This window comes from Nocardia sp. CDC160 (assembly GCF_035818795.1).
Lineage (GTDB): Bacteria > Actinomycetota > Actinomycetes > Mycobacteriales > Mycobacteriaceae > Nocardia.
On sequence record NZ_JAYKYT010000008.1, the window covers coordinates 106459 to 132265 of the forward strand.

Genomic DNA, 25807 nt, shown 5'->3' on the forward strand with positions numbered 1-25807 from the left:
CGTGGCGGACACGACCGTCGACTGCGATGATGGCGAGGTGCCCGCACCTCGCACCATTGTCTTCGTCGTCTTCCAGGGCATGCAGATGTCCGAGCTGGCCGGGCCGATGGATGTGTTCTCGGTACTCAATGGCGTCGCCGAGACACCGCCGCACGTCTTGCCGCCGGTCGCGCCGCGCGAGCGCCCGACCGGCGGCGACGGTCTGGCCCTGTGGAACGAGGTCAGCGAGACCCCGCCCTATCGACTGCTGACGGCCTCGCCGGGCGGTCGCCCGATCACCGTCGACGGGGGCATGACCATCTCGGTGCAGCACTCGCTCACCGACATTGCCGAGGGCGAGGACTTCGACACGCTGATCGTCGTGGGCGGCATGGTCTCCGGTCCCGGTGCCGCCGAGGTGGTTCCGATGCTGCCCGCCCTGGCCCGCAAGGCCCGGCGCGTGGCCTCGGTGTGCGCGGGCGCGCTGCTGCTGGCGTCCGCGGGACTCCTCGACGGCTATCGCGCCACCACGCACTGGGCCTCGACAGATCTGATGGCACAACGCTTTCCGCGCATCACCGTCGAACCGGACCGCATCTACGTCCGGGACCGCAATCGCTGGACATCGGCGGGGATGTCGGCCGGTGTCGATCTGGCCCTGGCCCTGGTCGAGGACGATCACGGCCGCGAGATCGCCGCCCTCATCGCGCGCATCCTGGTGGTGTTCACCCGACGCCCGGGCGGCCAAGCGCAGTTCAGCGCCCAGCTGCGCACCCAGCCCGCCCGCACGCCCGCCATTCGCGCCGTGCAGCAGTGGCTCCCCGATCACCTCGGCGAGGACCTCACGGTCGCGGCGCTCGCGGACCGTGCGGGCATGAGCGAACGCCATTTCGCCCGCGCCTTCCGCCTCGAAACCGGCAGTACGCCAGCGGGTTTCCTGGAGGACCTGCGCGTCGAGGCCGCGCGCCGCCTGCTCGAGTCCACCGAGCTGACCATCGGGGCGATCGCCCGCCAGGTCGGCTACCGCCACGGCGAGACCCTGCACCGCGTGTTCACCCGCCGCATGGCCACCACACCCGAGCGCTACCGGCAGCATTTCGCCAGTGGCGCGGCTCAATTGGCGGGCACGAGGGAGTAGATCCACCAGGGCCGTTGCGGCAGTTCGAATTTGAAGACCTGAATGTGGTAGGTGACCAGCTCGCCGGTGTCGGGCGAGTGGACGCGGGTGCGGCGGCCCTCGATCTCGTCGGACGGGATATCGGTGTTCCAGAAGCGATTCCACTCCGGGGCCGCGCTACACCGCTCGATGATGGCGCGCACCTTCTCGGGTGCGTGAATGGCCGGTGCCAGGTACCGGAACCCGTACACCATCAGGTGCGCGTCGCGTTCCCAGTCGGCCATGACCTCGCGGGCTCGCGGGTCCAGCAGCATCCATTCGAGGATGACGTCGCCCGGCTCCAGGCCCGGAAACGCCCGCAGATAGGCGTCATTCGCGGCCACCAGGTCGACGGCGGGCATGGTCTGGTAGCACGCGGGATGCGGCAGCCCGCGCAGGAAGTCGAGCTCGTAGGGTTCGGGCGGGGTGATTTCGGTGCCGAAGCTGGCCAATTCGGGCTGCAGCAGGGTGGCGGCGTGCTCGCGCACCTGGACCGGGACATCCAGCGCGGTGAACAGCGCGCCGAGCGCGTTCGAGGTCGGCTGTCGAGTGCCCTGCTCGATCTTCTGGATCAACGCCTCGGACACACCGGCCCGCCGAGACAGTTCACTCCGGGTCAGACCGGCCGCCTCACGCCGCACTCGCAAATAGTCCGCAATCCCCGAGAGGGCGGTCACCGACACCTCCAACTGGAAACATCTCCACAACACATTCGCTGGCAAACTTAGCGCAACGACACTGGGACAAATTGGGACAGGGTCGGCCTTGACCGGCGGCGGGTCGAATCGCCATGCTTTTCGGGGTCGCGCGATGCCGTCTGGGTCAGAAGAGCCGTTCTGGATCGGGACGGGTGTTGTGCGGCGACACCGGGTGTCCGCGAGGGGACGGCACGAACGCGGACCACAGAGCTGTCGCCCCTGTGCCCCGCGGCGCGTGCCGCGAGGTATCCGACGTCGCGGCGGTGAACCGATTCGTCGGACTCACCGGCCGCGGCGTCAACGGTGCTCGCGCCGTTCACGATTCGGCCGACCAGACGGCCAGCTCGCCGCCCGGCATGCAGACCGCCAGGTAGCGGCCGGGCGCGGTCACGTTCCAGGCCTCGAAGTACGGGTCGGGTTCCACCACCAGGCGATGCCCGGACTCCAGATCGATGCGCAGCTCGCCGCCGTCCGCGACCACGGCCGAGACGATCACCCCGGTCAGTGCCGCGGCCAGCTCGTCGGTGTGCGGTTCGCCCGGAATCCGGTGCAGGCTGGCCCCGGTGGGGCTGTGGACGGCCAGTTCGCCCTCGATATTGAGCAGGTATTCGCCCGCCGCCAGCGAGAGCTGATAGACGGTGGCAGCGGTCGATACGGCCAGAGTGGAACCAGCGATCGGTAGGTCCATGCGGGTCTCCCTATCCGAAGTGTCTGATTCCACTGTGCCCCAACGTCACCTCCGGATCTGCCTCATGACTCTCAGGTGAGGATCGCGAACAGCAGGGCGGCCACGGCGAAACTGACCACCGACAGCACGGTCTCGAGCACCGTCCAGGTTTGCAGGGTCTGCTTCACGGTCAGGTTGAAGAACTTCGCGATGATCCAGAAGCCGCCGTCGTTCACGTGGCTGAGAATGATGGATCCGGCGGCGATGGCCATGGCGATGAGCGCCAATCCCACCTGCGAGTATCCATGTTCGGCGACCAGCGGGGCGACAATGCCGCCGGTGGTGACAATGGCCACCGTGGCCGAGCCCTGCGCGATGCGCAGACCGCAGCTGATCACGTAGGCGAGCACGATCACCGGCAGTCCGGCCGCGGCCATGGTGTGCGCCAGGGCGGTGCCGATTCCGGTGGCGGAGATCACCTTTCCGAAGAACGCGCCCGCGCCGACCACCAGCAGCAGCATGCCGACCGGTCGCAGCGATTCCGCGGTGACGGTGCTCAGCTCCTGCACCGACGACCCGCGGCGAATGCCCAGGACGTAGAAGGCGACGAGCACGGCGAGCAGCAGGGCCACGGCGGGCGTGCCCAGGAAGGTCAGGACCTGAAGGGGTTTCGAGCCCTTGGTGAGCAGTTGGGTGCCGAAGGTCGCGCCCAGGATGAGGACCAGCGGGATGGCAATGATCGTGCCGATCAAGGCCACCGACGGCGGGCGTTCGGCCAGGGTCGCGGTGTTGTCCGTGGGTGCGGTGGCCGCGCCCGGCCCGTCGGATTCGTTGTCCTGCTTGCGAACCAGGAAGTCCGCGGGCACCTCGACCTGTACCCGCTTGCCGATCCAGCTGCCCCACACGATGCCCGCCGCGATGAATCCCGGTATGCCGCAGACGAATCCCATCACGATGAGCCAGCCCAGGCTCACGCCGAGCAGACCGCCCAGCGACACCGGGCCCGGGTGCGGCGGCAGGAAGGCGTGCGTCATGGACAGGCCCGCGAGCATGGGCAGCGCGTACAGCACCAGCGACCGACCGCCGCGCTTGGCGGCCACGTACACCAGCGGCGCGAGCACGAAGATGCCGATATCGAAGAACACCGGGATGCCGAAGATGAGCCCGAGCAGGCCCATGGCGACCGGAGCGCCCTTCTCGCCGAACGCATTCAGCAGTTTGGCGGTCAAGACGTCCGCGCCGCCGGAGCGTTCCAGGATCGCGCCGAGCACGGTGCCCAGGCCGATGATCACCGCGATATGGCCCAGAATCGAGCCGAATCCGGTCTCCAGCAGCGAATCACCGGATTTCAGCGCGGTGCCCACGATCTGCGAGACCGGCAGCCCGGCGGCCAGGGCCAGTCCGAGTCCGGTGAGCAGCAGGGCGATGAACGGTTCCAGCTTGAACCGAATGATCGCGATCAACAGTACGGCGATCGCCGCACCGCAGAGCAGCAGCAGTCCCGGCGTGCTGGTGCGCAGCCAGTCCACGGTGGTGCCCATGGGATACCTCTCAGTTCAACGCTCGAACGAATGCGGCCGCGCGCGAGGCGATTTCGGCCCATTCGCCCGCCGCCACGGCGGCGGGTGGTACGACATCGGTTCCGGCGGTGACCGCGACCGCCCCGTGGGCGAGGAAGTCCGCGGCATTGCCCGCATTGACCCCGCCGGAGGGGATCAGCCGGACATCGGGGAAGGGACCGCGCAGGTCCTTCAGGTAGCCCGGGCCCAGCGCCCGGGCGGGAAAGATCTTGACCGCGGCCGCACCGAGCTCCATGGCCCGCATGACCTCGGAGGGGGTGAAAGCGCCCATGACAACCGGGATCTCGCGCCGGGCGGCCACCTCGGCGACCTCCTCGGTGAGCCCGGGGGTGACCAGGAACCGCGCGCCCGCCTCGATCGCCGACTCCGCTTGGCCGCGGGTGAGCACGGTGCCCGCACCGATGATTCCCACCCCGGCATCGGCGATCGCACGGATCGCGTCCACTACGCCGGGCGTGGTGAAAGTCAGTTCCACCGCGCGGATTCCGGCTCCGGCCAGCGCCCCGGCCAGGGCGGCCGGGTCCGGGATCTCGGGTGCCCGCACCACGGTCAGCGCGCGGTCGGCCAGGATGGCCCGCAGGGCGGGTGAATCAGTGTCGACGACGGCGGTCATCGAATCTCCTTTCCGGCGGTGACGGGCAGTACCGACGGCCCGCCGCGAGCCCGGGTGCTCGGGTCTCTCCCAGCGCGGCGTCCATGCGGAGGGCGCGGCCCGCGCGGATGCCGGTGGGTTTGCCTGCGTCCAGGGCGAATTCGCCGTTGACGAGGACGTAGGGGATGCCGTGGGCTTGCTGTTTGGGTTGGTCGAAGGTGGCGGTGTCGATCACTGTCGCCGGGTCGAAGAGCACCAGGTCGGCGGCGTAGCCCGGGCGGATGAGGCCGCGGTCGCGCAGGCGGAGGCGTTGGGCGGGACGGCCGGTGAGGTGGTGGACGCAGTCCTCGAGGGTGAGGACGCCGAGTTCGCGGGTGTAGTGGCCCAGGTAGCGGGGGAAGGTGCCCCAGGCGCGGGGATGGGGTCGGTCGCCGACCAGGAGGGCGTCGCTGCCGCCCATGTGGCGGGGGTGGCGCATGATGGCGCGCACGTTCTCCTCGTGGCCGACGTGTTGAAGAATGGTGGTGGCCAGCTGATCTCGGGTCAGCAGGTCGAAGAAGACCTCGACGGGCGGGCGGCTCTGCTCGGCGGCGATCTCGGCGATCGTGCGGCCGACGAATTCGGCGAGCTCCCGATTGGCGACGCCGCTGATCTGAATGGTCTCCCATTCCACGGTCACGCCGTGACAGCCGTCGGAGCCATTGATATTGACGTCCTGGATGATTCGCGCCCGGGCCTCGGGGTCGGCGAGGCGCGCCAGCGCGGCATCCGGCCCGCCCGACATGGCCCAGCTGGGCAGCAGTGCCGAGAGCGTGGTCGAGCCGGGCAGGTACGGGTAGGTGTCGAGACTGATATCGCAGCCGTCGGCCAGTGCGGCGTCGATCATGGCCAGGAATTCCGGTGCGCGGCCGCGGTTCTCGCCGAAGTTCATGGTGGCGTGGGTGAGGTGCAGGGCACAGCCGGTGCGGCGCGAGAGGTCGATCATCTCGGCGTAGGCGTCCAGCGCACCGGCGCCGTAGGAGCGGGTGTGCGGGGCGTAGAAGCCGCCGAATTCCGCGACCACCTCGCACAGGGCCGCGAGTTCCGAAGTGTCGGCGTACATTCCGGGCGTGTAGGTGAGTCCGCTGGACATGCCCACCGCGCCCTCGGCGAGGGCCTGTCGCAGGATCAGCCGCATGTGCTGGATCTCCGCGGGTGTGGCGGCGCGCTTCTCGGTACCGACCACCATGAGGCGCAGTGTTCCCTGCGGCACGAGATACGCCGCGTTCGGCGTGATTCCCGCCGCGTCGAGCCGGTCCAGGTACTGCGCGACGGTGCGCCAGGAGAAATCGAAGTCGGCGGGATTCCCATTCCACCCGGCGATCTGGCGGCGCACGATCGCCAGCGCCGCCTCGTCGATCGGCGCGTAGGACAGCCCGTCCTGCCCGATCACCTCGGTGGTGATGCCCTGGCTCAGCTTCGGGAAGTGCCCCGGATCGGTGAGTAGATGCAGATCGGAATGCGCGTGCATATCGATGAATCCCGGTGCCAGCACCAGATTCTCGCCCTCGTCGAGAATCCGATCCGCCCCGGCGACCGTCCCCGGCGCGGCGATCTCGGCAATGCGCCCGCCCTCGACCACCACATCCGCCCGGAACCGCTCCCCACCGGTACCGTCGATCACGTCGATATCACGAATTAGCAAGTCGCCCATGACAGCCCACTCAGAAGTACGTGGGCAGAAAGTCCACGACCCGAGGCCGCTCGGCCTCCGCATCGTCGATCACCGGAATCAACCGCCACTTGTCGAAAGCGGTGCACGGATGCGAAAGCCCCAGCCGCACCACCCTTCCCACCGGCACATCGGCCTCGGACCCGCCGGGCAGCCGCAAAAACGTGTGCTGATCATTCAAGGCCGACACCATCGCCCCCTCGGGCAATCCGGTGCTTGCCGGTCCCGCCATCACCTGCGGGACCGGCAACCCCTCATCGAACGGCAGATCCCGCTTCCCCGCATCGAGCAATGCGAGCTCCGCCTCCGGCCGCGACACACACCGTGCCCAACCGTGCATGGCCGACCGCAACGAACGCTCCGCGCGCCCCGCCGCCAACGGCGAAATCCCCGAATAGAACCCATCGTCATGCACCAGATAGGCCCCGGACCGCAGCACCACGGCGGTCGGAACCCCGTGCGCCCCTTCCTCGTCCGCGAGTCCGCCCAGCCGCTCGACCACCAGATCGGGATACGCGCTACCCCCGGCGGTCACGATCGCCGCCCGCCCGCGGTGCGGGCCCGTGCTGCGCGAATCCGCGTCTCCCGCAGCGCGCTTCCTCTCGCTCCGGGCACGCGACTCCGCCGCGACCGCGCCACCGGGTACGCCCTCGTGCGCCGCGCCGACCACAGCCTCGCGTAAACCGCCGGTACCCGCTCCCCCACGCCCGCCGATCACACTCTCGCGCAGGCCACTGGACGCCCCGCCGCGCGCAGACGTGTCGGAATCTCGTGAAGATGACTCGCCACTGTCCTCACCGCCGGTGTCCTGGCCGAGGAATTCGTCGTAGCGTCCGGCGGCGGCGAGTTCCTGGTGCAGGATCGCGACTTCGTCGAGGTAATGGCGCACCGCGGCAAGGGCTTCCGGGCTGCGGTCGTGGGCAAGCGCGCCTTCGTAGCCGCCCACGCCCGCGAGGCGTAGGCGCGGTGATTTGTGCACGGCGTCGGCCACGGCATGAGCGGCAGCCAGGCCGCGCGCACCGGTACGACCATGCGGCCCACCGAGTTCCACGATCACATTCAGGCGCACGCCCTCGGGTGCGGATTCGAGGTGGCGTTCCATTTCGCGAACCGTGTCCACGCCGTCTACCCAGCTGTAGAGCTCGAAGGTCGGGTCGTTGGCGATTTCGGTTGCGGCCCAGTGCAGTCCGGTGGGGTCGACCAGGGAATTGGCCAGGACTATGCGGGTCAGGCCGAGGGCGCGGCCGATTTGGGCCTGCCAGGGGGTCGCGAGAGTGATGGCCCAGGCTCCGGCTTCGAGTTGTTCCCGCCAGAGTTGCGGGGACATGGTGGTTTTGCCGTGGGGGGCGAGGCGGACTCCGGCGGCGCGGGCCCAGTCGGCCATGGTCGCGCGGTTCAGGTCGAGTGCGGTGCGGTCCATGGTGAGGACCGGGGTTTGCAGGTCGTCCAAGTGCGGGACTGTGGCCAGGTAGTCGCGCACGGTCAGGCCCCAGGCCGCGGGCGGCAGCGACTTGTGCTGCGGGCCCAGGACCGTCTCCAGTACCGCCCCGGCAGACTTCGCCAGGTTCGTGTCCGGCCCCGGCCCAACGGAATCCGAGAGGGTCGATCCCGCTGGGATTCCGGCGGTCCGGGTGCGGGCTACGACTCCCTTGTCGGCGGCCACGGCGCTCCTTCCAATCAGAGCAAGCATGCATTGCATAATTTGCAACGCTTGTTGCACACCGTGTTTCTGGTGGTTAGTCTGCACGTAATGTCCGAATGCCGCAACCATTCGAAGGAGATTGGTGTGATCCAGCCGACCGCGCGGGCTGTCACCGTCGGTGAGGGGCTCGCGGTGCTCATCGCGGCGCCGGGCCCGCTCGAGGACTCCCCCGTGTTCGAGCGCGGCGCGGGCGGGGCCGAGGCGAATGTCGCGTGTGTGCTGAGCCAGCTGGGTGTGCCGACCGGGTGGCTGTCCCGGGTCGGGGACGACGGATTCGGGCGATACCTGGTGCGGCAGTTGGCCGATCGGGGCGTGGACACCTCGGCCGTCACCGTGGATCCGGCCCGGCCCACCGGGATCTATGTCAAGGAGCGCGGCGGCGGCTCGGGCGGGCCCGCCGATCTGGCCGCGGGCGCGAGCCGAATGCTGTACTACCGCACCGGATCCGCCGCGAGCGCCCTCTCACCGACGGACCTGGCCACGGCCGCGCCGATACTCGCGCGGGCCGAACTGGTGCACTTCAGCGGCATCACCACCGCGCTGTCCCCCTCGGCGACCGAGCTCACCGACGCCCTGCTCGCACTCCCGCGCCGCGACCGTCTGATCAGCTTCGATCTCAACTACCGGCCCGCGCTGTGGGCCCGCCGCTCCGAATCCGCCGCGGACATCCTGGCCCGCCACATTGGCGGCAGCGATGTCGTCTTCCTGGGCGCGGACGAGGCCGAGGAGGTCTTCGGCATCGGCGACGCGGACCGGCTGCGCACCGCGTTCCCGCAACCCCGGCATCTGATCGTGAAGAACGACAAGCACTCCGTGACCGGCTTTCTCGGCGCGGATCGCCTCGAGGTCCCGGCGCTGACCCTCGAGGTCACCGAAAGAATCGGTGCCGGAGACGCTTTCGCGGGCGGCTATCTCGCCGCCCTGCTCCAGGGCCGCCCGCACGAGCAACTGCTGCGCTTCGGTCACCTGTGCGCGGCCGCCGCCCTCACCGGCACCGGCGATATCGCCGACCTGCCGCCGCTGTCGGCCCTCGAATCCCTGGCCGCCGCATCGCCATCCGAGTGGTCGGCCCTGCATTACCGTCCGAGCCCGCTCGTGCCCGAGAATGTGGCGTCATGAGCCAGAGTCTCCAGCGCGCCCTCACCCTCCTCGTCGAACTCGGCGAGGAGCCGAAGTCGCTGGACCAGTTGGCGACTCGGCTCGGCGTGCACAAGTCGACGGTGCTGCGACTGCTGCAGACCATGGAGGCCGACCGCTTCGTCACCCATGACAGCGAGCACCGATATCGGCTGGGCACCAGGCTTTTCGAGCTCGCCAACCGGTCGCTGGAGGGCCGGGACGTGCGCACGGTGGCGCGGCCGCATCTGGCGGCGCTGAATGCCGAGACCGGCCAGACCGTGCATCTGGCCACCTATGAGTCCGGCGAGGCCGTCTACATCGACAAGCTCGACGCCACCCACAGTGTGCGCATGTACTCGCGCATCGGCCGCCCGGCGGCCCTGCACTGCACGGCGGTCGGCAAGGTGCTGGTGGCGGCGCTGCCGCGCGCCCAATGGCCGACCATCGCGGCGGGGCTGGACTACCGGCCCTACACCGACCGCACCATCCGCACCCCGGAGCGATACCTCGCGGAACTCGAACTCGTCGCGGCCCAGGGCTTTGCCGAGGACCACGAGGAGCACGAGAGCTTCATCAACTGCGTGGCCGTCCCGATCCACGACGGCACCGGCGCGACCGTCGCCGCGCTGTCGGTGTCGGTGCCGGACATGCTGCTCGATCACGACCAGGTCCTCGGCCTGCTGCCGCGCGTGCGCGACACGGCCGAGGCCATTTCCACCGAGCTCGGCTGGAGCCCGAGCCCGCGCAATGAGAATCCCGACCAGTGAAAGGCCGAGAATGAGCCAGAAGATCGAAATCCGCACCGACAAGGCCCCGGCCCCCGCGCACGTCTTCTCGCAGGGCGTGCGCAAGGGCCCGTTCCTCCAGGTGTCCGGCCAGGGCCCGGTCGATCCCGCGACGAGCGAGTACCTGCACCCGGGTGATGTTGCGGCACAGACGACCCGGACGCTGGAGAATGTGAAGGCCATCGTCGAGGCCGGTGGCGGGAGCTTCGACGACGTGGTGATGCTGCGCGTCTACCTGACCAAGCGCGAGGACTTCGCCATCATGAACGAGGCCTACGGCAAGTTCGTGAACGAGCACACCACCAGCGGCGTCCTGCCCAGCCGCACAACCGTTTTCACCGGCCTGCCGCGCGAGGAGATGCTGGTCGAGATCGACGGCATCGCCATCGTCGACTGACTCCTGCTGAAATAACACGGGGCCACACGCTGTTTCAGCGTGTGGCCCCGTGCGATATCGATCAGCGGGCGGTCAGTTCCCGGCGAGCACCGCGAGCACCGGCTCCGACAGGAAGAACGGCTCCAGCCGCTCCCGGATCAGCTTGGCCAGCACGCCGTTTCGCTTGGCGGCCTCGACCACGGCCGGGCCGTAGCGCAGGATCTCCTGGGCGATGACCGCCTCGGACAGCCCCAACTCCGGCAGCAGCGCCGCCAGGGTGTGATCGCCGTACTTCTCGAAGAACACCTCGACGCCCTGGTCCACCAGCACGCCCACGTATTCCTTGTTGCGGGTGGTCAGCGCGATCCGGTAGATGATCAGCGCCAGGTCGTGGAGATCCTGCTGGGACAGGTACTCCTTGAGCCCCGCGACCGGCTCCCCGGCGTGCAGGTCCCAGAATTCCATGGCCGCGTCGTGCACGGGCGCGTCCCGCAGCATCTCGCGAATCGCGTTGTTGGTGCGCTTGAGCGCGAATTGCGCGCCCTTACCGGCCATCTCACCGATGAAGGTGCCGCCCGCCTTCTCCGCGGCCTTGCGCGCGGACTTGGCGGCATTGGTGCCCATGGAGACCAGCGAGCCGACGCCGGGAATCTTTCCGGCGATCTGCTTGTTGGTCTCCATGAAATCGTCGACCAGCTTGTCCACGAACTTGGCGGCCACGGTCGCGATGAGGGGGCTCTCGGTCAGCCGCTCCAGGATGCGTTCCTGGGCCTGGTGCATTCCGAAGATCTTCTCCAGCAGCTGCTCGACGGGCTCGCGGTCCACGACGTCACCCAGGGTGTAGTCGGTGTTCTCCGCGATGTCCGCGTACAGCGAGTTGGCCAGCGTGCCGACCATCTCGCCCAGGACCGGGCTGCCGCCGATCAGATCGATGACATTGGCGACGGTCTGCTTGGCCTGATCGATCTCGACCACGTCGCGGAAGATGATGGTGTCTGCGACACCGACCACGTCCTTCACGTCGCGGGCGATCACTTCGGCGAAGCGGTCACCGCTCACCTCGGCGACAATGAAGTCGACCTGGAGGTCGAGCAGCTTCTCGGCGATCTCACGTGGTTCGGTCAAGGTTCCACCCAATCAAGTCTGAAGCGGACCGCCCGGATCACTCGGAATCGTTGCCGTGCACCGATTTTCGAATCTGTTCCAGGCGTTCCCGCGCGGCCTTCGCCCGCGCATCCCACTGTTCCTCTACGCTGCGACCCACCGGTGTCTGCCGATCGAGTTCGCCCATCCCCTGCGATGTGCCGTAGCGCTGCTCGACCTTATCGCGAACTGACTCGAAAGTAGGGACACCGGAGTTCGTATACCCGCCGATCGGGCCCGCGTCGGGCATACCCGCAGGCGGTACCGGTATTCCGGTCACCACCGGACCGGCTCCCACCTGCCCCGATGCGCCAGCCGTCTCAGACTGCGAATAGCCTTCCGTCGGCAGGGTGTCAGGAGTCACATCGATGACGTCCGGGGCATGACCGAGAGTGGCGGCCAGTGACTGGGCCACCGCGTGCAGGGCGGCCAACCCCGCCTTGCCCTCCGACGCGGCCGCCACCACGGCGGCGAGTTCGGCGTCGGGCAGCTGCGCCAACAAGGCCACGAGTTCCTTGGCATCGCTCATGGGATCCAGGCTACGCAGTGTCGGGAGCTTCGGACGGTATGTCGGCATTGCGTCGATGACGGAGGCGGCGTACGGTGGGGACGTCGCAATCCGTGGACGCAGGTAGACACCGAGTCCCTCCCACGAGATTTCTTCTCACCCCGAGTTCGAATTCGCGGCACAGCTGTAAGTCCCGTACGCGGGCAGTTCGGCTGCCTCCGCGATCACTCGGATTCACCGGCGGTTTCGCTCCGCCTTCGGCCATCTCCGGCCATTCCAATCACGCACTCCCAGTGCACAAGTCACTTGATCTTCCAGAGGAGAACACACCATGACCACCATCGATCCCACGCCGCGCGTCACACAGCACGACGCGGCCCGAGAACTCGAACACATCGAAACCCTGTCGCCCGCAACGGGACTCCTGGACATCCACGGTCAGACGGGAGTGCTCCGCACCAGCGGCTACCTCCCCGGCCCCGACGACATCCACGTCCCCACCCGCCTGATTCGCGGGCACGGCCTGCGCCGCGGCGACCTCGTCACCGGCCTGGCGCAGCCGAATCCCAAGAACGCTGCACAGCCGAATTCCAAGGGCGGCAAGCACGCTCCCCTGGTTCGGGTCGACACGGTCAACGGCCACCCGGTCACCCACCTGCCGAAGCGCCCGAATTTCGGGGACCTGACCCCCATTCATCCCAATGAGCGGCTGCGGCTGGAAACCGAGCCCACCAAGCTCACCACCCGCATCACCGACCTGATCATGCCCATCGGCAAGGGCCAGCGCGCCCTGATCGTGGCACCGCCGAAGGCGGGCAAAACCTCTGTCCTGCAGGCGATCGCACACGGCATCGCCGCCAATCATCCCGAGGCGCACCTGATGCTGGTGCTGGTCGGCGAACGCCCCGAAGAGGTCACCGATCTTTCCCGCGGCATCCCCGCCGAGGTCGCGGCATCCACCTTCGACGATTCCCCGGCCCAGCAGACCGCACTCGCCGAACTGGCCATCGAACGCGCACAGCGACTGGTGGAAGAGGGCCGCGACGTCGTGGTCCTGCTCGACTCCCTCACCCGACTCGCCCGCGCCTACAACATGACCGGCCACGGCTCCGGCCGAATCCTTTCCGGCGGTGTGGATTCCACGGCGCTGGTGCCGCCGAAACGGTTCCTGGGCGCGGCCCGCAATATCGAAGGCGGCGGCTCCCTGACGATCATCGCCACCACCCTGGTCGAAACCGGTTCGCTCGCCGACACCGTGATCTTCGAGGAGTACAAAGGCACCGGCAACGCCGAACTCAAACTCGACCGCACGATCGCGAGCCGACACATCTTCCCGGCCGTGGACATCGCCAAATCCAGCACCCGCCGCGACGAGTTGCTGTTCACCCCCGCGGAACGCCTGGCCGTGGACAAACTCCGCCGCACCCTGGCGGAACTCGACGATCAGCGCGCCCTCGACCTGCTCCTCGACGGGCTGCGCAAGACCGGCAGCAACGCCGAGTTCCTGGCCAATATCATCCGGAAGTGAGCCGCTTGGGCGGCAACACCCCGGCCGCCCAGCTGGCCACGGTATCCGCCCATCCCGGGAACCCGATGAGATCGTTGTGCATCCCACCCGGATAGATCACCAACTCCTTGGGTTCCGGTGCGGCCGCGAACAATTCCCGCCCCATCCGCACCGGCAACAGCTCATCCAGGTCGCCATGCATGATCAACACCGGGCACCGGAGTTTTCGAATCCGCCGCAGGCTCGGATACGCATTGGGCACGAACGCCTTCGGCAGAAACGGATACACCGCGACCGCGGCATCGCGCAGCCCCGTGAACGTGGACATGAGCAGGAGCGCGGCAGGCGGGAACGCATTCGCGAGCTCGAGCATCACTCCCCCGCCCAACGACTTGCCCAGATACACCACCCGGCCGGGATCCACCCCCGGCTGCGCGAGCAGCGCCTCGCGCGCCGCACGCACATCCCGGTACGTCCCCTGCTCACTGGTCCGCCCGGTACTGCGCCCATATCCCCGATAGTCGAAAACCAGCACATCGAACCCCACCGCGGCCAGCATGGCCAGCATCGGCGACCGATCGCCAATATTCCCGCCATTCCCGTGCGCGAACAGAATGTGCCCCAACGGCTCTTTCACCGCCCGCACGAACCACGCCACAATGGTCTCCCCATCCGACGTGGTCAGCGACAACTCCTCATAGGGCACACCGAACATCTCGGGCGTAGCCACGATCTGCCGATCGCCCGGCGCATAGGTAAGCGCGTTCAGAATCGGATTCGCCGGATGCCACATATCCCTTTCTTACCGCACGGGGACCGGACGCGGGTCAGGCGCGACCGGGCACCGGGAGTGCGCCGGGGCCCGGCTCCCGGTAGACGTCGCGGAGTTCGACCGGCCTGTGGCAGGCTCGGCAGATGCGGTGGCCGTCGATCAATCCGCCACAGTCGTTGTGCCGCACCACAACCGGCGGCCGGTCAGCCATGATGTGCTTGTCACCCCAGGTCATGAGCGCGTTCAGCACCGGCCAGAGTTCGGCGCCCTTGTCGGTCAGCAGGTATTCGAAACGTTCGGGACGCTCTTGATAGCGGTGCCGTTCCAGCAGCCCCTGCTCGGTCAGCCGGGCCAGGCGGTCGCTGAGCACGGTGCGGGCGAGTCCGAGGGTGTGCTGGAAGTCGGCGAACCGGGTAACGCCCCGGCAGGACTCTCGCAAGATCAGCAAAGTCCAACGGTCACCGACGATTTCGAGAGTCGCGGCGATCGAGCAGTGCTGGGAGTCGTAGGCCCGGGGAAGCATTTCTCAAGTGTAGCGTGAAGCTACTCACCCCTGGTATCGTCACGCTACCTAGTAGGTCCAATCACGATACCTACTGAGGGAGGTTGAAATGTCCCACGTACCGAACGATCCACCATCCCCCCGGTTACGCCTGATCCTGCTGCTGGTGTCGGCCGCGACGTTCATGGCCGGCCTGGACCTGTTCATCGTCAATGTGGCGTTCCCGAATCTGCGCAGTGCCTTCCACACCGATGACGCCTCGTTGTCCTGGGTGCTCAACGCCTACGCGATAGTCTTTGCGGCACTGCCGATTCCACTCGGCAGGTTGGCCGACGCCTACGGTCGGCGCGCGGGCTTCGCGGCCGGACTGGCGGTCTTCGCGGCGGCCTCGATCGGCTGCGCGGTGGCGCCGTCACTGGGCTGGCTGATCGCCGCCCGGGTCGCGCAGGCCGTCGGAGCAGCGGCACTGGTCCCCACCTCGCTGAGTCTGCTGCTCGGCGAATTCCCGCCCGCGCGCAGGCCTTCGGCGGTCGCCACCTGGGCGGCCAGCGGGGCGCTCGCCGCGGCCGCCGGACCACCACTCGGCGGGCTCCTGGTGCAGGCCGGGTGGCGCTGGGTGTTCCTGATCAACGTGCCCATCGCCGCGCTGGCGCTGATCGGCACCTTCTGGCTGGTGTCCGAATCCCGCGCCGAGGGACGACCACAGCTGCCCGATCTCGCGGGTGCCCTACTGCTGGTCCTCGGCATCGGGTTGCTGACGCTCGGTGTCGTCGAAGGCAACGATTGGTCCTGGGGCGCACCGGCAACCGTGATCTGCCTGATCGGTGGACCGGTGGCCGTGGCGGCCTTCCTCGTGCGCTGCACGCGGCACCGGCAACCGGTCATCGAGCCACGCATGTTCGGCGATCGGGCCTTCTCGGCCGCGACCGCCGTGACGGTACTGTTCTTCGCGGGCTTCGGGGCGATCGTGCTGGGCAACATTCTGTTCCTCGCCGACGCCTGGCACGGTTCGGTGCTGCGGGCCGGGCTCGAATTCGCGCCGGGTCCCGCGATGGCGGCGTTGGTCTCGTTCACCGTCGCCGCCAGGCTGATCGCGCGCTTCGGCCATCGATCCGTCGCCGTCTCCGGCGCACTGATCACCGCGCTCGGCAGCGCCTTACTGCTGGCGAGCCTGACCACCGACCCCGCCTATCTCTCCGATTACCTGCCGGGCGGACTCCTCATCGGCGCGGGAGTGGGCCTGACGCTGCCTACCCTGGCCGCCGCGATCTCGGCGCCGCTACCGCCGGACCGAAGAGCCGTGGGCAGCGGCATTTTCGCCATGGGTCGGCAGTTGGGCACCGTGCTCGGCGTCGCCGCCTTCATCGCCCTGCTGGGCCGCTCGGCGATCGACGAGGGCATGTCCGGTTACGACCGCGGCTGGGCCTTCATCACCGTCACCGAATTAGCGGCCGCCGCAGTCGGTTTCGGCATCATCGGCCGACCCGCCGTCGACCGCGTCCCGCAACACCAATAGCGCATCGGAACCATCGACATCGGCGGTCATGACATGGCCGCCAGCCGGAAGTTCACCGAAGGGCCCCGATCCAGCCGGATCGGGGCCCTGAAATTCGGCGTACGAAATCAGCCGCGCAGCACGGCTCCCACGGCGTCGGCGGCACGAGCGACGGCGGCGTCGCGGGCGGCGCTGGCCTCGTCCTCGGTCAGGGTCCGGTCGGTGGCACGGAAACGGAGGGCGTAGGTGAGGGATTTGCGGCCCTCGCCCGCCTGGGCGCCTTCGTAAACATCGAAGAGCGAGATGTTTTCGAGGAGCTCGCCCGCACCGCTGGCCAGAGCGGATTCGACGGCGGCGGCGGGAATGTTCTTCTCGACGCTCACCGAGACGTCCTGCAATACCGCCGGGAAGGCGGAAACCACGGGGGTGGGCCGGATTTCCCGCAGCGGCAGCGCGTCCAGGTCGATCTGGACGGCGCAGGTGCGCGGCGGCAGGCCCGAGCGCTCCAGGACCGCCGGGTGTAGTTCGCCCGCGTGGCCGACCACGACGCCGTCCACGAGGAGTTCGGCGCAGCGGCCCGGGTGCCACGGAAGGTATTGCGTGGCACGGCGTTCGATCGTCACACCGGCGGCATCGGCGATCGCCTCGACGAGGGCGAAGGCGTCGGCCGCTTCGACCGGGCGGCCCGGGCCCCACGGTCCGCGCGGTTCCCGGCGGCCGGTGAGCACCGCACCAACGCGGGTCGGCTGCTTGGGCAGCGAGCGGAGCAGCACGTCGATCTCGTCGTCGGTGGGTCGACGATCCACCGACAGCGGGCCGACCGGCACGGTCTCCTCGGTCGGCAGGGTGACCTGGCCGATGGCGTAGATCGCGAGATCGCGCTCGCCGCGGGAGATATTGCGGGCGGCGATCTCCAGCAGGCCCGGCAACAGCGTGGTGGACAGCTCGGCGCGCTCGACATCGAGCGGGTTCAGCACCCGCAGGGTCTTGCGACGCGGGTCGTCCGCGTCCAGGCCCCAGACGTCGAAAACCCCGGCGGGCATGAACACCGGCGACGGCACCTCGACGCAACCCTCGAACGCCAACGCCTTGCTCACGGCACGACGGCGACGCTGCGCGGCGGTCAGCCCGCGCCCGGCCGGAGCGGTCGGCAGCACCGAGGGAATCTTGTCCAGGCCCTCGAGGCGCAGCACCTCCTCCACCAGATCGGCGGGCTGGGTCAGGTCGGGCCGCCAGCTCGGCGGGGTGACGACCAGCTGACCGTGCCCGGCCTCGCTGACACCCACCTCGATGGAGCATCCCACCTGCTGCAGGCGACGGGTGGCCGCGCCCGGCGCGTAGTGCACGCCCGCGGTGCGATCGGCCAGATCGATATCCATGGCGATCGGCCGCACCGCCGCAGTCGGCACGCGCACGTCGGTCAGCACGGGTTCGACCGTGCCACCGGCGATCTCGGCCAGCAGCGTGGCGGCCCGATCGAGGGCGGCCAGGTTGAGCTCCGGGTCGACGATGCGCTCGAAGCGGCGGCTGGCCTCCGAGGACAGCTTGTGGCGGCGCACCGTGCGGGCGATGGCGACCGGGTTCCAGGTGGCGGCCTCGAGCAGGATGTCGGTCGAGGTGTCCGACACCTCGGTGCTCGCGCCGCCCATGGTGCCCGCCAGCGAGATGACGCCGGAATCGTCGGCGATCACCACGTCCTCGGCGTCGAGGGTGCGTTCGACATCGTCGAGGGTGCGCAGGGTTTCGCCCTTGTGCGCGCGGCGCACCACGAAACCGCCCTGCACCTTGGCCGCGTCGAAGGCGTGCAGCGGCTGGCCCAGCTCGAGCATGACGTAGTTGGTGACGTCCACGGCCGGGGAGATCGGGCGCACGCCCGAGAGCAGCAGGCGACGCTGCAGCCACCACGGGCTCACGGCCTTCGGGTCGACCCCGGTCACCCGGCGCACCGCGAAACGCGTGCACAGGGATTCGGGTTCGATCTTCACCGACCAGGCTTCCACCTCGTCGTCCGGTAGCAGCCGCACCGCCGGGTCGCTGTACTCCAGGTCGAAGCCGCAGGCCAGCTCGCGTGCCAGACCGCGCGCCGAGAAGGCGTACCCGCGGTCGGGGGTGATGGCCAGCTCGATGACCGTATCGCCCAGTCCCAGCAGCTCATTGGCGTCCGCGCCCGGCTCGGCCGTGCCCGGCTCCAGCACCAGGATGCCGCTGTGGTCCTTGCCGATCCCCAGCTCGGCGACCGAGCAGATCATGCCATTGCTGGTGTGCCCGTAGGTCTTCCGCGACGAGATCTTGAAGCCGCCGGGCAGCACACCGCCGGGCAGCACCACGACCACCAGATCGCCCACGGCGAAATTCCGTGCGCCGCAGACGATCTCCTGCAGCTCCGGATTGCCGACATCCACCTTGCAGAACCGGATCGGCTTCTTGAACTCGGTCAGCTCGGTGATCTCGGCGACGCGACCCACCACCAGCGGGCGGTCGATGTCACCGCCCACCGGCTCGAGCGGGTCGACCTCTTCGACCTCGAGACCGACCCGGACGAACCCCGCGTCGAGTTCCTCCGGCGTCACCGACCACCCGGGGGTGGTCCGCTGCAGGATTTCCGTCAGCCAGGACTGCGCTACTCGCACTTGACGTTTCGCTTCCTCGTATCGGGGTCAGGTCAGGACTGGATGCCGAACGGCAGGGTGAAGCGCACATCGCCCTCGACGATGTCGCGCATGTCCGGCAGGCCGTTGCGGAACTGCAGGGTCCGCTCCAGACCCATGCCGAACGCGAAACCGCTGTACACCTCGGGATCGATACCGCTGGCGATCAACACCTTCGGGTTGACCATGCCGCAGCCGCCCCACTCGACCCAGCCGGGGCCGCCCTTCTTGTCCTCGAACCACACGTCCACCTCGGCGGACGGCTCGGTGAAGGGGAAGAAGCTGGGCCGCATGCGCGTGGTGGTGTTCGGACCGAACAGGGCGCGCGCGAACGCGTCCAGGGTGCCCTTCAGGTGCGCCATGGTCAGGCCCTTGTCGATGGCCAGACCCTCGACCTGCGAGAACACCGGGGTATGCGTCGCGTCCAGCTCATCGGTGCGGAAGGTCCGCCCCGGGCACACCACGTAGATCGGCAGCTCGCGAGACAGCATGGTGCGCACCTGAACCGGCGAGGTGTGCGTGCGCAGCACCTGCCGCGAACCCTCGGGCGCGATGTGGAAGGTGTCCTGCATGGTGCGGGCCGGGTGGTCCGGCAGGAAGTTCAGGGCGTCGAAATTGAAGTGCTCGGTCTCGACCTCGGGGCCCTCGGCGACCTCCCAGCCCATGGCCACGAACACGTCCGCGACCCGCTCGGACAGCACCGCGATCGGATGCCGCGCACCCTGGGCGTGCCGCCGGGCGGGCAGGGTCACGTCGATGGTCTCCGCCACCAGGACCGCCGCGTCGCGCTCGGCGAGCAGTTCGGCCTGCCGCGCCTCGAACGCGCTCGACACCCGCCCGCGCGCCACGTTCACGCGCTTACCGGCCTCGGCCTTCTCCTCCTTGGGCAGGCTGCCCAGCGACCGCTGCGCCAACGAGATCGGCGACTTCCCACCCATGTACTCGGTCTTGGCCGTGGCCAATTCGTCGAGGGTGGCGGCCGCGGCGAACGCCTTCTCCGCAGCTTCCGCGGCGGCAGCGAGCGATTCCTCGCTCAAGGCAGCGTTCTGCTCGGCATTGTTGTCATCGGCCACGATGGTTCGTCACTCCCCAGGCTGGTTACGGGTCGGGCGGAATTACCCACCCATTCTTGCTGGTCGCATCGTAATCCTTGTAATCAGCCCACCTCACCTGGATTTTCCCAGCTCGCACACCCCTTCCGGCGTGGTGTGGAGCAGCTCGGCCCGCAATTGCGCGAGCTCGGCGCGCAGGCAACGCACCTCGTCGACGAGCTCCTCGAGGTCGCGATCGGCCCGCTCCACCGATTCGTCGACGATCCGCAGCTTGTCGATGACCCAGCTGGTGACCGCACCGATGGTGAAGGAGATCAAGCCAATTCCGACGGTCATGAGCACCACGGCGACCAGCCGCCCGGTCACCGTCACCGGATGGAAGTCCCCGTAGCCGACCGTGGTCACCGACACCACCGACCACCACGCCGCCTCACCGAGAGTGTGGATATTGGCCCCGGGCGCGTCCCGCTCGGCGTCGAAAACGGCCACGCTGCACAGCAGCACGAGCAGCACCGAGCTGACGCCCACGAACACCGCCAACCGCATGCGCGCCTGGAACCGGGTGTGCCGATCGACCGCGTCGATGATCAGCAGTGCCGCGCGCAGCAGTCGCAGCGGCCGCAGGGGCGGCACCACCACGATCGACAGGTCCAGCCAGTTGTGCCGCAGGAACCGCCGCCGATCGGTCGAAATCCGCAGCCGCAGCAGGAAATCCGCGGAGAACAGCACCCAGATGACAATGTCGACCCGGGTCAGCCAGCCGTCCAGCGCGGGCGTGCGACCGTGGTCGAGCACCTGCCAGACATACGAAACCAGAAAGGCGACGGCCAACGCCGTGAACGGCATCGCCGTCGCCCGCTCCCAATGCACCCGACGAGTTGCGATATCCGCCATGACCAGCAGCCTTGCACCCTCGAGTGGCGCGCGCCACACCTCCCCAGCGGGCCCGGGCAACCTCCGGTGGTACCAATGACTTCGTGAAGTCCAGGCCCGTGACCCTCATCGACGACACCGACCACCTCACCGAGTACGGGGCGGCCATGGAGCGCATGCAGCGAATGTGGGAGGAGCGCGTCGCCGACCAGCGGCCCGACACCCTGTGGCTGCTCACCCACGAGCAGACCTACACCATCGGCCGCCGCACCCCCGAATCACACCTGCCCGCCCCCGACACCAACATCCCCGTCTTCACCACCAATCGCGGCGGGCAACTCACCTACCACGCCCCCGGCCAACTCGTCGGCTACCTCATCGCCCGCCTGCAACCCGGCGAGGGCGTCGTCGATCTCATCCGCGATGTCGAACACCGAATCGTCGCAGTCCTTTCCGAACTGGGCATCCCCGCCGAACACCGTGACACCCCACCGGGTTCGGAACTGCTGACCGGCGTCTGGACCCGCGACACCGGCCGCAAGATCACCTCCATCGGCATGCGCGTCGGCCGCAATGTCTCCACCCACGGCTTCGCACTCAATGTCACAGGCGACCTCAGCCCCTGGAAGCTGGCGGTCGCCTGCGGCATGCCGGATGTGGATATGACTTCGATCGAGCGCGAGCTGTCCGGTCGGCCCGCGCCGACCATGGCTCAGGTGGTGGACACCGTCGCCCGCGTCTTCGAGGCGACTCCCGAAGTGGCTCCCAACGCGGCGAACAACGCCACCGCGATGTAGACAAGCTGCTCCGGCAGGCGGAACCACAGCGGTGTGGCGGGGTCGCCATGGAAGGAGATATGGTCCACGGCCGCATGGATATTCGCCGGGAGCAGCAGGACGAACATCAGTGCCAGGGCGAACCCGGCCGGGCGACGGAACCGGGTGAGGACCAGGCCGAGAGCGCCCATGTACTCCAGGACCCCGGTCGCATAGACGGTGAAACTCGGGAACGGCACGAACGACGGGACCATGGCGGTCAGGTCGTCGTGATTGGGGATGGCGGTGACCGAGGCGGGCGCGAAGTGGGCCGCGCCGGTCATGAGGAGCATGAAGGCCAGGCCGTGGGCGGCGGACACCCGCCAGGTGGCGAAGCGGGCGACGCCCAGCGCACCGAGGAGGCGCAGGACCAGCGTAGGGATCAGCAGCAGGAGCAGGGTCTGGAACATGGCGTGTCTCCGACGGATCGAATCCGGTCAGTGCGCGAGAGCCGGTGCGCCGGTGGATGATTCGGCCACCTGCCGACGGCTGGGCAGCAGCAGGGCGACCAACGCGCCGACCGCGACAATGCCCGCACCGACCTTGATCGCGGGGATGAGGCCGTCGACGTAGGTCGCGGGGCTGACATACGAACCGTAGGAAGCGAAGACCGACGCCAGGATGGCTACGCCCATGGCGACGCCGACCTCACGAATGGTGTTGTTCGTCCCCGAGGCCATGCCCTGGTCGGCGGGGGCGGCGCTGGCCATGACGGCGGTGGCGGTGGGCGCGAAGGTCAGGCCCATGCCGACGCCGCCCAGCACGAACGGCAGGACGAACGAGCCGTAGGAGGTGTCGACGCTGTTGATCAGCGCCATCCACAGCAGCGCACCCGACAGGAACACCTGGCCCAGCGCGATGAGCGGCCGCACGCCCACCCGATCCACGATCAGACCGGCCAGCGGAGCCACCACCATCGGTGCCATGGTCCACGGCAGCGTCCGAATCCCGGACTGCAGCGGCGAATAGCCCTGCACCACCTGGAAGTACTGCGCCAGCAGGAAAATCGAGCCGAACGCGCCGACCGAGAAGGTGAACAGCACGATATTCACGGCGGTGAAGCTGCGCGACCGGAACAGTCGCAGCGGCAGCATGGGATCCGCGGAACGGTTCTCCCACACCACGAACGCCGCCAGCAGCGCCACGCCACCGATCAGCCCGGTCAGCACCTTGGCCGAGCTCCAGCCGTCGTCCGCGCCGTGGATCACGCCCCACACCACCGCGAGCACGCCACCGGCCGAGAGTACCAGGCCCACCGGATCCAATTTCTTTGCGCCACCGAAGGATTCGTTCAACGTCCGGGCGACGAACGGGACGGCCGCGATGCCGATCGGCACATTGATCCAGAAGATCCACTGCCAGCTCAGCCCGGACACGACCGCGCCGCCGATCACAGGTCCGAGCGCCACGCCGAGCCCGGTGATGCCGCCCCAGATGCCGATGGCCGCGCTGCGCATCTTCTCCGGCACCGCCGCCGACAACAGTGTCAGCGACAGCGGCATCACCGCCGCCCCGCCGAAGCCCTGCACGGCCCGCGCGGCGATCAGCATCCACGGTTCGGTGGCCAGCGCGCACGCCGCCGAGGCCGCCGTGAACAGCGCGATACCGGCGACGAAGACCCGGCGACGCCCGAGCCGGTCGCCGAGCGCGGACGCGGTGAGCAGCATCGACGCGAACGACAGGGTGTAGGCGTTCACGAACCACTGCAGGTCGGTGAGGGTGGCGTGCATTTCGGTGCGAATGACCGGCAGCGCGAAGGTGACCACGAGATTGTCGAGGGTGGCCATGAACATGGGGATGCCGACGGCCGCCAGGACCGCGGCCAGCGGGCGCCGCTTGTCGTCGACTTTGCTTGCGAGAGTTGAGGTTCCGAGGGTTTCAGTCATGACCGATCCTTAGTTGTAATTGACTGATAACTAAAGAGTATGCATCGACTGATAACATGTCAATGGCAGGCAGCATTCCCCGACGACGAGGAGGTTCGACGGCTATGACCAGAACGCGGATGACGGCGAGCGAACGCAGCACGGAAGTCCTCGCGGCAGCCACCTCCGCCTTCGCCGAAACCGGCTACGCCGCAACGAAAACCGACGATATCGCGCGCCGCGCCGGGGTCTCCCAGCCCTACGTGATCCGACTGTTCGGCACCAAACAGCAGCTGTTCCTGGCCGTGCTGGACCAGGTGTGCGGGCGCATCGAGGAGCTGTTCCGTGCCGGGGCCACCACCGCCCCACCCGACGCCTCCCCCAAGGATCGCCTCGACTGCCTCGGCAGCTACTTCGGCGAGCACTTCCTCACCGACCGCGATCTGCCCCGGGTCTTCCTGCAGGGCATCGCGGCCGCGAGCGAACCGGCCATCGGCGCGAACATCCGCGACCACTTCGGGCAGCTGTTCAATCTCGCCAAGGAGTTGACCGGCGCGTCGGTCTCCGAGGTGCGGCGCTTCTTCGGCACCGGCATGCTGCTCATCGATCTGACCGCGCTGGGGGTCAGCGATCTCGCATGCGAGGGCAACCCGTCCTGGGCCACCGAGATCCTCACCAATCTCAGCGAGGAAGGGATCTGATCAGGCCCGCACCGGTTCGCCGGACTCCGGCTCGGCATCGGCCTCGATGATCTCCTCGGTCGGCGCGGGCAGCCGCCGCGCCAGCACCTCGCCGCGGAAGAACGCGGGCATGGCGCGCGCCAGCGTCAGATAGATCGGAACGCCGAGCAGCAACGTGCCCACGCCGAGCACGAATATCGCACTGAACCACGAGGTCACCGCCGTCCAGCCCGCCGCGAACAGCAGCGCCAGCCCGCCCAGCGTCGGCAGGATGCCCTTGATCACGAGTGTCCTTGGGCTCCCGGCGAATTCGTGCCGGTACAGCCAGGCGCAGCTGAGCCCGGTGAGCCCGTAGTACAGCCCGATGGAGATGCCGATGGCCGTGACCGCCTCGGCGATCAGCCGTCCACCCGAGGCGAAGTTCAACCCCACGTAGAGCGCCACCGACACCCCGCCGAACACCCAGGTCGAGAACACCGGGGTCCGGAAGCGCGGATCGATGCGCGCGAACGCGGCGGGCAGGGCGTGATGCAGCGCCATGGAGTAGGTGGTGCGCGCGGTCGGCAGGATGGTGGTCTGAGTGGAGGCGGCCGCCGAGGTCAGGACCATGCCGAACAGCAGGTACACCGCCGCGGTCCCGATCCAGCTGTCGCCGAACACGGCCCGCCCCAGCGCGCCCAGCACATCGTCGACGTGATCCGGATTGGCCAGTCCCAGACCGTCTTTCCCGACGCCCGCGAAGGCCTGCGCGGCCACGGTCACCAGCAGGTACAGCGCCACCAGCGTGATGGTGGACAGCACCGCGGACCGTCCCGGCGTGTGCCGCGGATCCACGGTCTCCTGATTGACCGAGACCGCGGAGTCCCAGCCCCAGTAGATGAACACCATCAGCAGCAGCGCCGTCACGAAGTCCGAGAACGACCCGATGGCGAAGGGGTTGAACCAGTCCCAGTGCGGCAGGCTCGACCCGTCGGGCCCGTGCCCGAGCAGCACCCGCCCGAGTGCCACCGCCGAGAACACCACGAGCATGCCGAATTCCACGCTCAGCAGCACCGACTGCAGCCGCGCCGACACATCGATGCCGCGCACCGCGACCACGGTCATGACGATCAGATAGGCAATCCCCAGCAACAACACCCAGATGCTGGTCCCATCCGACCCGAGCCCGTGCGCACCGAACAAATGGAAGGTGTACTGCGAGCTGATCTGCGCCAGGCTCGCCATCACCAGCAAATCCGACACGACAATGGCCCACCCGGCCATCCACCCGGTGAACGGCCCGAACGCCCGCGTCGCCCACACGAACGTGGTCCCCGGATCCGGTTCCACCGCATTGAGATCCCGATACCCGATCGCCACCAGCAGCATCGGCACGAACGCCAACACCACGATGATCGGCGACTGCGCCCCGACGGCCACCACGACCAGTCCGAGGGTCGCGGTAATGCTGTACGCCGGACCCGCCGACGCCACCCCGATCACCACGCTGGAGACCAGGGACAGCGCACCGGACCGCAGGGTGCTGGGGGATGTCACGGCTCGTAAGAATACGGGCAAATCCACAGCACACCGAATCGACCCG

Annotated in this window: 23 protein-coding genes and 1 pseudogene; 8 read left to right on the plus strand and 16 right to left on the minus strand. The window is 68.4% G+C overall.

What is annotated here, in order from left to right; translation table 11 throughout:
• Position 1 precedes the first annotated feature (1 nt).
• Positions 2 to 1117 (plus strand): GlxA family transcriptional regulator, encoded by a 1116-nt coding sequence (locus VMT40_RS34850; protein WP_326363776.1) that lies wholly within the window; start codon positions 2 to 4, stop codon positions 1115 to 1117.
• On the opposite strand, the gene VMT40_RS34855 is transcribed toward VMT40_RS34850, so the two are convergent.
• The 6 genes from VMT40_RS34855 to VMT40_RS34880 all read right to left on the minus strand — a co-directional run bounded on the left by VMT40_RS34855 (position 1093) and on the right by VMT40_RS34880 (position 8046).
• Entirely contained in the window at positions 1093 to 1812 is a 720-nt protein-coding gene (locus tag VMT40_RS34855) for a helix-turn-helix domain-containing protein (RefSeq protein ID WP_326363778.1), read from the minus strand. The genes VMT40_RS34850 and VMT40_RS34855 overlap by 25 nt on opposite strands.
• 337 nt (positions 1813 to 2149) lie before the next feature.
• Positions 2150 to 2521: a DUF6188 family protein gene (locus tag VMT40_RS34860; protein WP_326363779.1), complete on the minus strand. Its 372-nt coding sequence runs from the start codon at positions 2519 to 2521 to the stop codon at positions 2150 to 2152.
• 71 nt (positions 2522 to 2592) lie between these two features.
• Positions 2593 to 4041, minus strand: a complete 1449-nt coding sequence (locus tag VMT40_RS34865; RefSeq protein ID WP_326363780.1) for a GntP family permease — start codon at positions 4039 to 4041, stop codon at positions 2593 to 2595.
• 10 nt (positions 4042 to 4051) lie between these two features.
• Positions 4052 to 4693 carry a bifunctional 4-hydroxy-2-oxoglutarate aldolase/2-dehydro-3-deoxy-phosphogluconate aldolase gene (locus VMT40_RS34870; RefSeq protein ID WP_326363782.1) on the minus strand — a complete coding sequence of 214 codons (642 nt, stop codon included), beginning with the start codon at positions 4691 to 4693 and terminating at the stop codon, positions 4052 to 4054.
• On the minus strand, positions 4671 to 6365 hold the full coding sequence (locus VMT40_RS34875) for an N-acyl-D-amino-acid deacylase family protein (protein ID WP_326363784.1): 1695 nt from the start codon (positions 6363 to 6365) through the stop codon (positions 4671 to 4673). The genes VMT40_RS34870 and VMT40_RS34875 overlap by 23 nt, the downstream gene beginning before the upstream one ends.
• A 10-nt stretch (positions 6366 to 6375) precedes the next feature.
• Entirely contained in the window at positions 6376 to 8046 is a 1671-nt protein-coding gene (locus VMT40_RS34880; RefSeq protein ID WP_326363785.1) for an amino acid deaminase, read from the minus strand.
• Between the two features lie 123 nt (positions 8047 to 8169).
• Between VMT40_RS34880 and VMT40_RS34885 the strand changes: the two genes are divergently transcribed.
• From VMT40_RS34885 to VMT40_RS34895, 3 genes are read left to right on the plus strand one after another with little or no spacing between them, the layout of a single operon-like run.
• A complete protein-coding gene (locus VMT40_RS34885) occupies positions 8170 to 9204 on the plus strand; it encodes a sugar kinase (RefSeq protein ID WP_326363787.1) in 1035 nt (344 codons plus the stop codon).
• On the plus strand, positions 9201 to 9971 hold the full coding sequence (locus VMT40_RS34890; RefSeq protein WP_326363789.1) for an IclR family transcriptional regulator: 771 nt from the start codon (positions 9201 to 9203) through the stop codon (positions 9969 to 9971). The genes VMT40_RS34885 and VMT40_RS34890 overlap by 4 nt, the downstream gene beginning before the upstream one ends.
• Before the next feature lie 10 nt (positions 9972 to 9981).
• Complete coding sequence (locus VMT40_RS34895) at positions 9982 to 10386, plus strand: RidA family protein (protein ID WP_326363791.1); 405 nt, start codon at positions 9982 to 9984, stop codon at positions 10384 to 10386.
• Between the two features lie 72 nt (positions 10387 to 10458).
• On the opposite strand, the gene VMT40_RS34900 is transcribed toward VMT40_RS34895, so the two are convergent.
• Entirely contained in the window at positions 10459 to 11490 is a 1032-nt protein-coding gene (locus tag VMT40_RS34900; RefSeq protein WP_326363793.1) for a hypothetical protein, read from the minus strand.
• Between the two features lie 37 nt (positions 11491 to 11527).
• Entirely contained in the window at positions 11528 to 12037 is a 510-nt protein-coding gene (locus VMT40_RS34905; protein ID WP_326363795.1) for a PspA/IM30 family protein, read from the minus strand.
• Positions 12038 to 12386: 349 nt separating this feature from the next.
• Here VMT40_RS34905 and rho point away from each other — a divergent pair.
• Positions 12387 to 13544, plus strand: a pseudogene (rho, locus tag VMT40_RS34910) (transcription termination factor Rho); the annotation flags it as partial.
• Here rho and VMT40_RS34915 read toward each other — a convergent pair.
• Entirely contained in the window at positions 13531 to 14316 is a 786-nt protein-coding gene (locus tag VMT40_RS34915; RefSeq protein ID WP_326363799.1) for an alpha/beta hydrolase, read from the minus strand. The pseudogene rho and the gene VMT40_RS34915 sit on opposite strands and share 14 nt — an antisense overlap.
• A gap of 34 nt (positions 14317 to 14350) precedes the next feature.
• A complete protein-coding gene (locus VMT40_RS34920; RefSeq protein ID WP_326363801.1) occupies positions 14351 to 14818 on the minus strand; it encodes a winged helix-turn-helix transcriptional regulator in 468 nt (155 codons plus the stop codon).
• 88 nt (positions 14819 to 14906) lie between these two features.
• Here VMT40_RS34920 and VMT40_RS34925 point away from each other — a divergent pair, with 88 nt between their 5' ends.
• Positions 14907 to 16313, plus strand: coding sequence for an MFS transporter (locus VMT40_RS34925; protein ID WP_326363802.1), 1407 nt, complete (start codon positions 14907 to 14909; stop codon positions 16311 to 16313).
• A 107-nt stretch (positions 16314 to 16420) separates the two neighbouring features.
• Here VMT40_RS34925 and pheT read toward each other — a convergent pair whose 3' ends face one another.
• The 3 genes from pheT to VMT40_RS34940 all read right to left on the minus strand — a co-directional run bounded on the left by pheT (position 16421) and on the right by VMT40_RS34940 (position 20886).
• Positions 16421 to 18922, minus strand: a complete 2502-nt coding sequence (pheT, locus tag VMT40_RS34930) for a phenylalanine--tRNA ligase subunit beta (protein ID WP_326363804.1) — start codon at positions 18920 to 18922, stop codon at positions 16421 to 16423.
• A gap of 32 nt (positions 18923 to 18954) precedes the next feature.
• Positions 18955 to 20013: a phenylalanine--tRNA ligase subunit alpha gene (gene pheS / locus VMT40_RS34935; RefSeq protein ID WP_326313418.1), complete on the minus strand. Its 1059-nt coding sequence runs from the start codon at positions 20011 to 20013 to the stop codon at positions 18955 to 18957.
• Positions 20014 to 20106: 93 nt separating this feature from the next.
• Positions 20107 to 20886, minus strand: coding sequence for a potassium channel family protein (locus VMT40_RS34940; RefSeq protein ID WP_326363806.1), 780 nt, complete (start codon positions 20884 to 20886; stop codon positions 20107 to 20109).
• 83 nt (positions 20887 to 20969) lie between these two features.
• Here VMT40_RS34940 and lipB point away from each other — a divergent pair, with 83 nt between their 5' ends.
• Positions 20970 to 21662 carry a lipoyl(octanoyl) transferase LipB gene (gene lipB / locus VMT40_RS34945; RefSeq protein ID WP_326363807.1) on the plus strand — a complete coding sequence of 231 codons (693 nt, stop codon included), beginning with the start codon at positions 20970 to 20972 and terminating at the stop codon, positions 21660 to 21662.
• Here lipB and VMT40_RS34950 read toward each other — a convergent pair.
• Together VMT40_RS34950 and VMT40_RS34955 are read right to left on the minus strand one after the other, a co-directional pair.
• Positions 21578 to 22090 (minus strand): DoxX family protein, encoded by a 513-nt coding sequence (locus tag VMT40_RS34950; protein WP_326363809.1) that lies wholly within the window; start codon positions 22088 to 22090, stop codon positions 21578 to 21580. The genes lipB and VMT40_RS34950 overlap by 85 nt on opposite strands.
• 27 nt (positions 22091 to 22117) lie before the next feature.
• Complete coding sequence (locus VMT40_RS34955) at positions 22118 to 23566, minus strand: MFS transporter (RefSeq protein ID WP_326363810.1); 1449 nt, start codon at positions 23564 to 23566, stop codon at positions 22118 to 22120.
• Positions 23567 to 23670: 104 nt separating this feature from the next.
• On the opposite strand from VMT40_RS34955, the gene VMT40_RS34960 reads away from it, so the two are divergent.
• Complete coding sequence (locus VMT40_RS34960) at positions 23671 to 24246, plus strand: TetR/AcrR family transcriptional regulator (RefSeq protein ID WP_326363812.1); 576 nt, start codon at positions 23671 to 23673, stop codon at positions 24244 to 24246.
• On the opposite strand, the gene VMT40_RS34965 is transcribed toward VMT40_RS34960, so the two are convergent.
• Entirely contained in the window at positions 24247 to 25761 is a 1515-nt protein-coding gene (locus tag VMT40_RS34965; protein WP_326363813.1) for an APC family permease, read from the minus strand.
• Between the last annotated feature and the right edge of the window lie 46 nt (positions 25762 to 25807).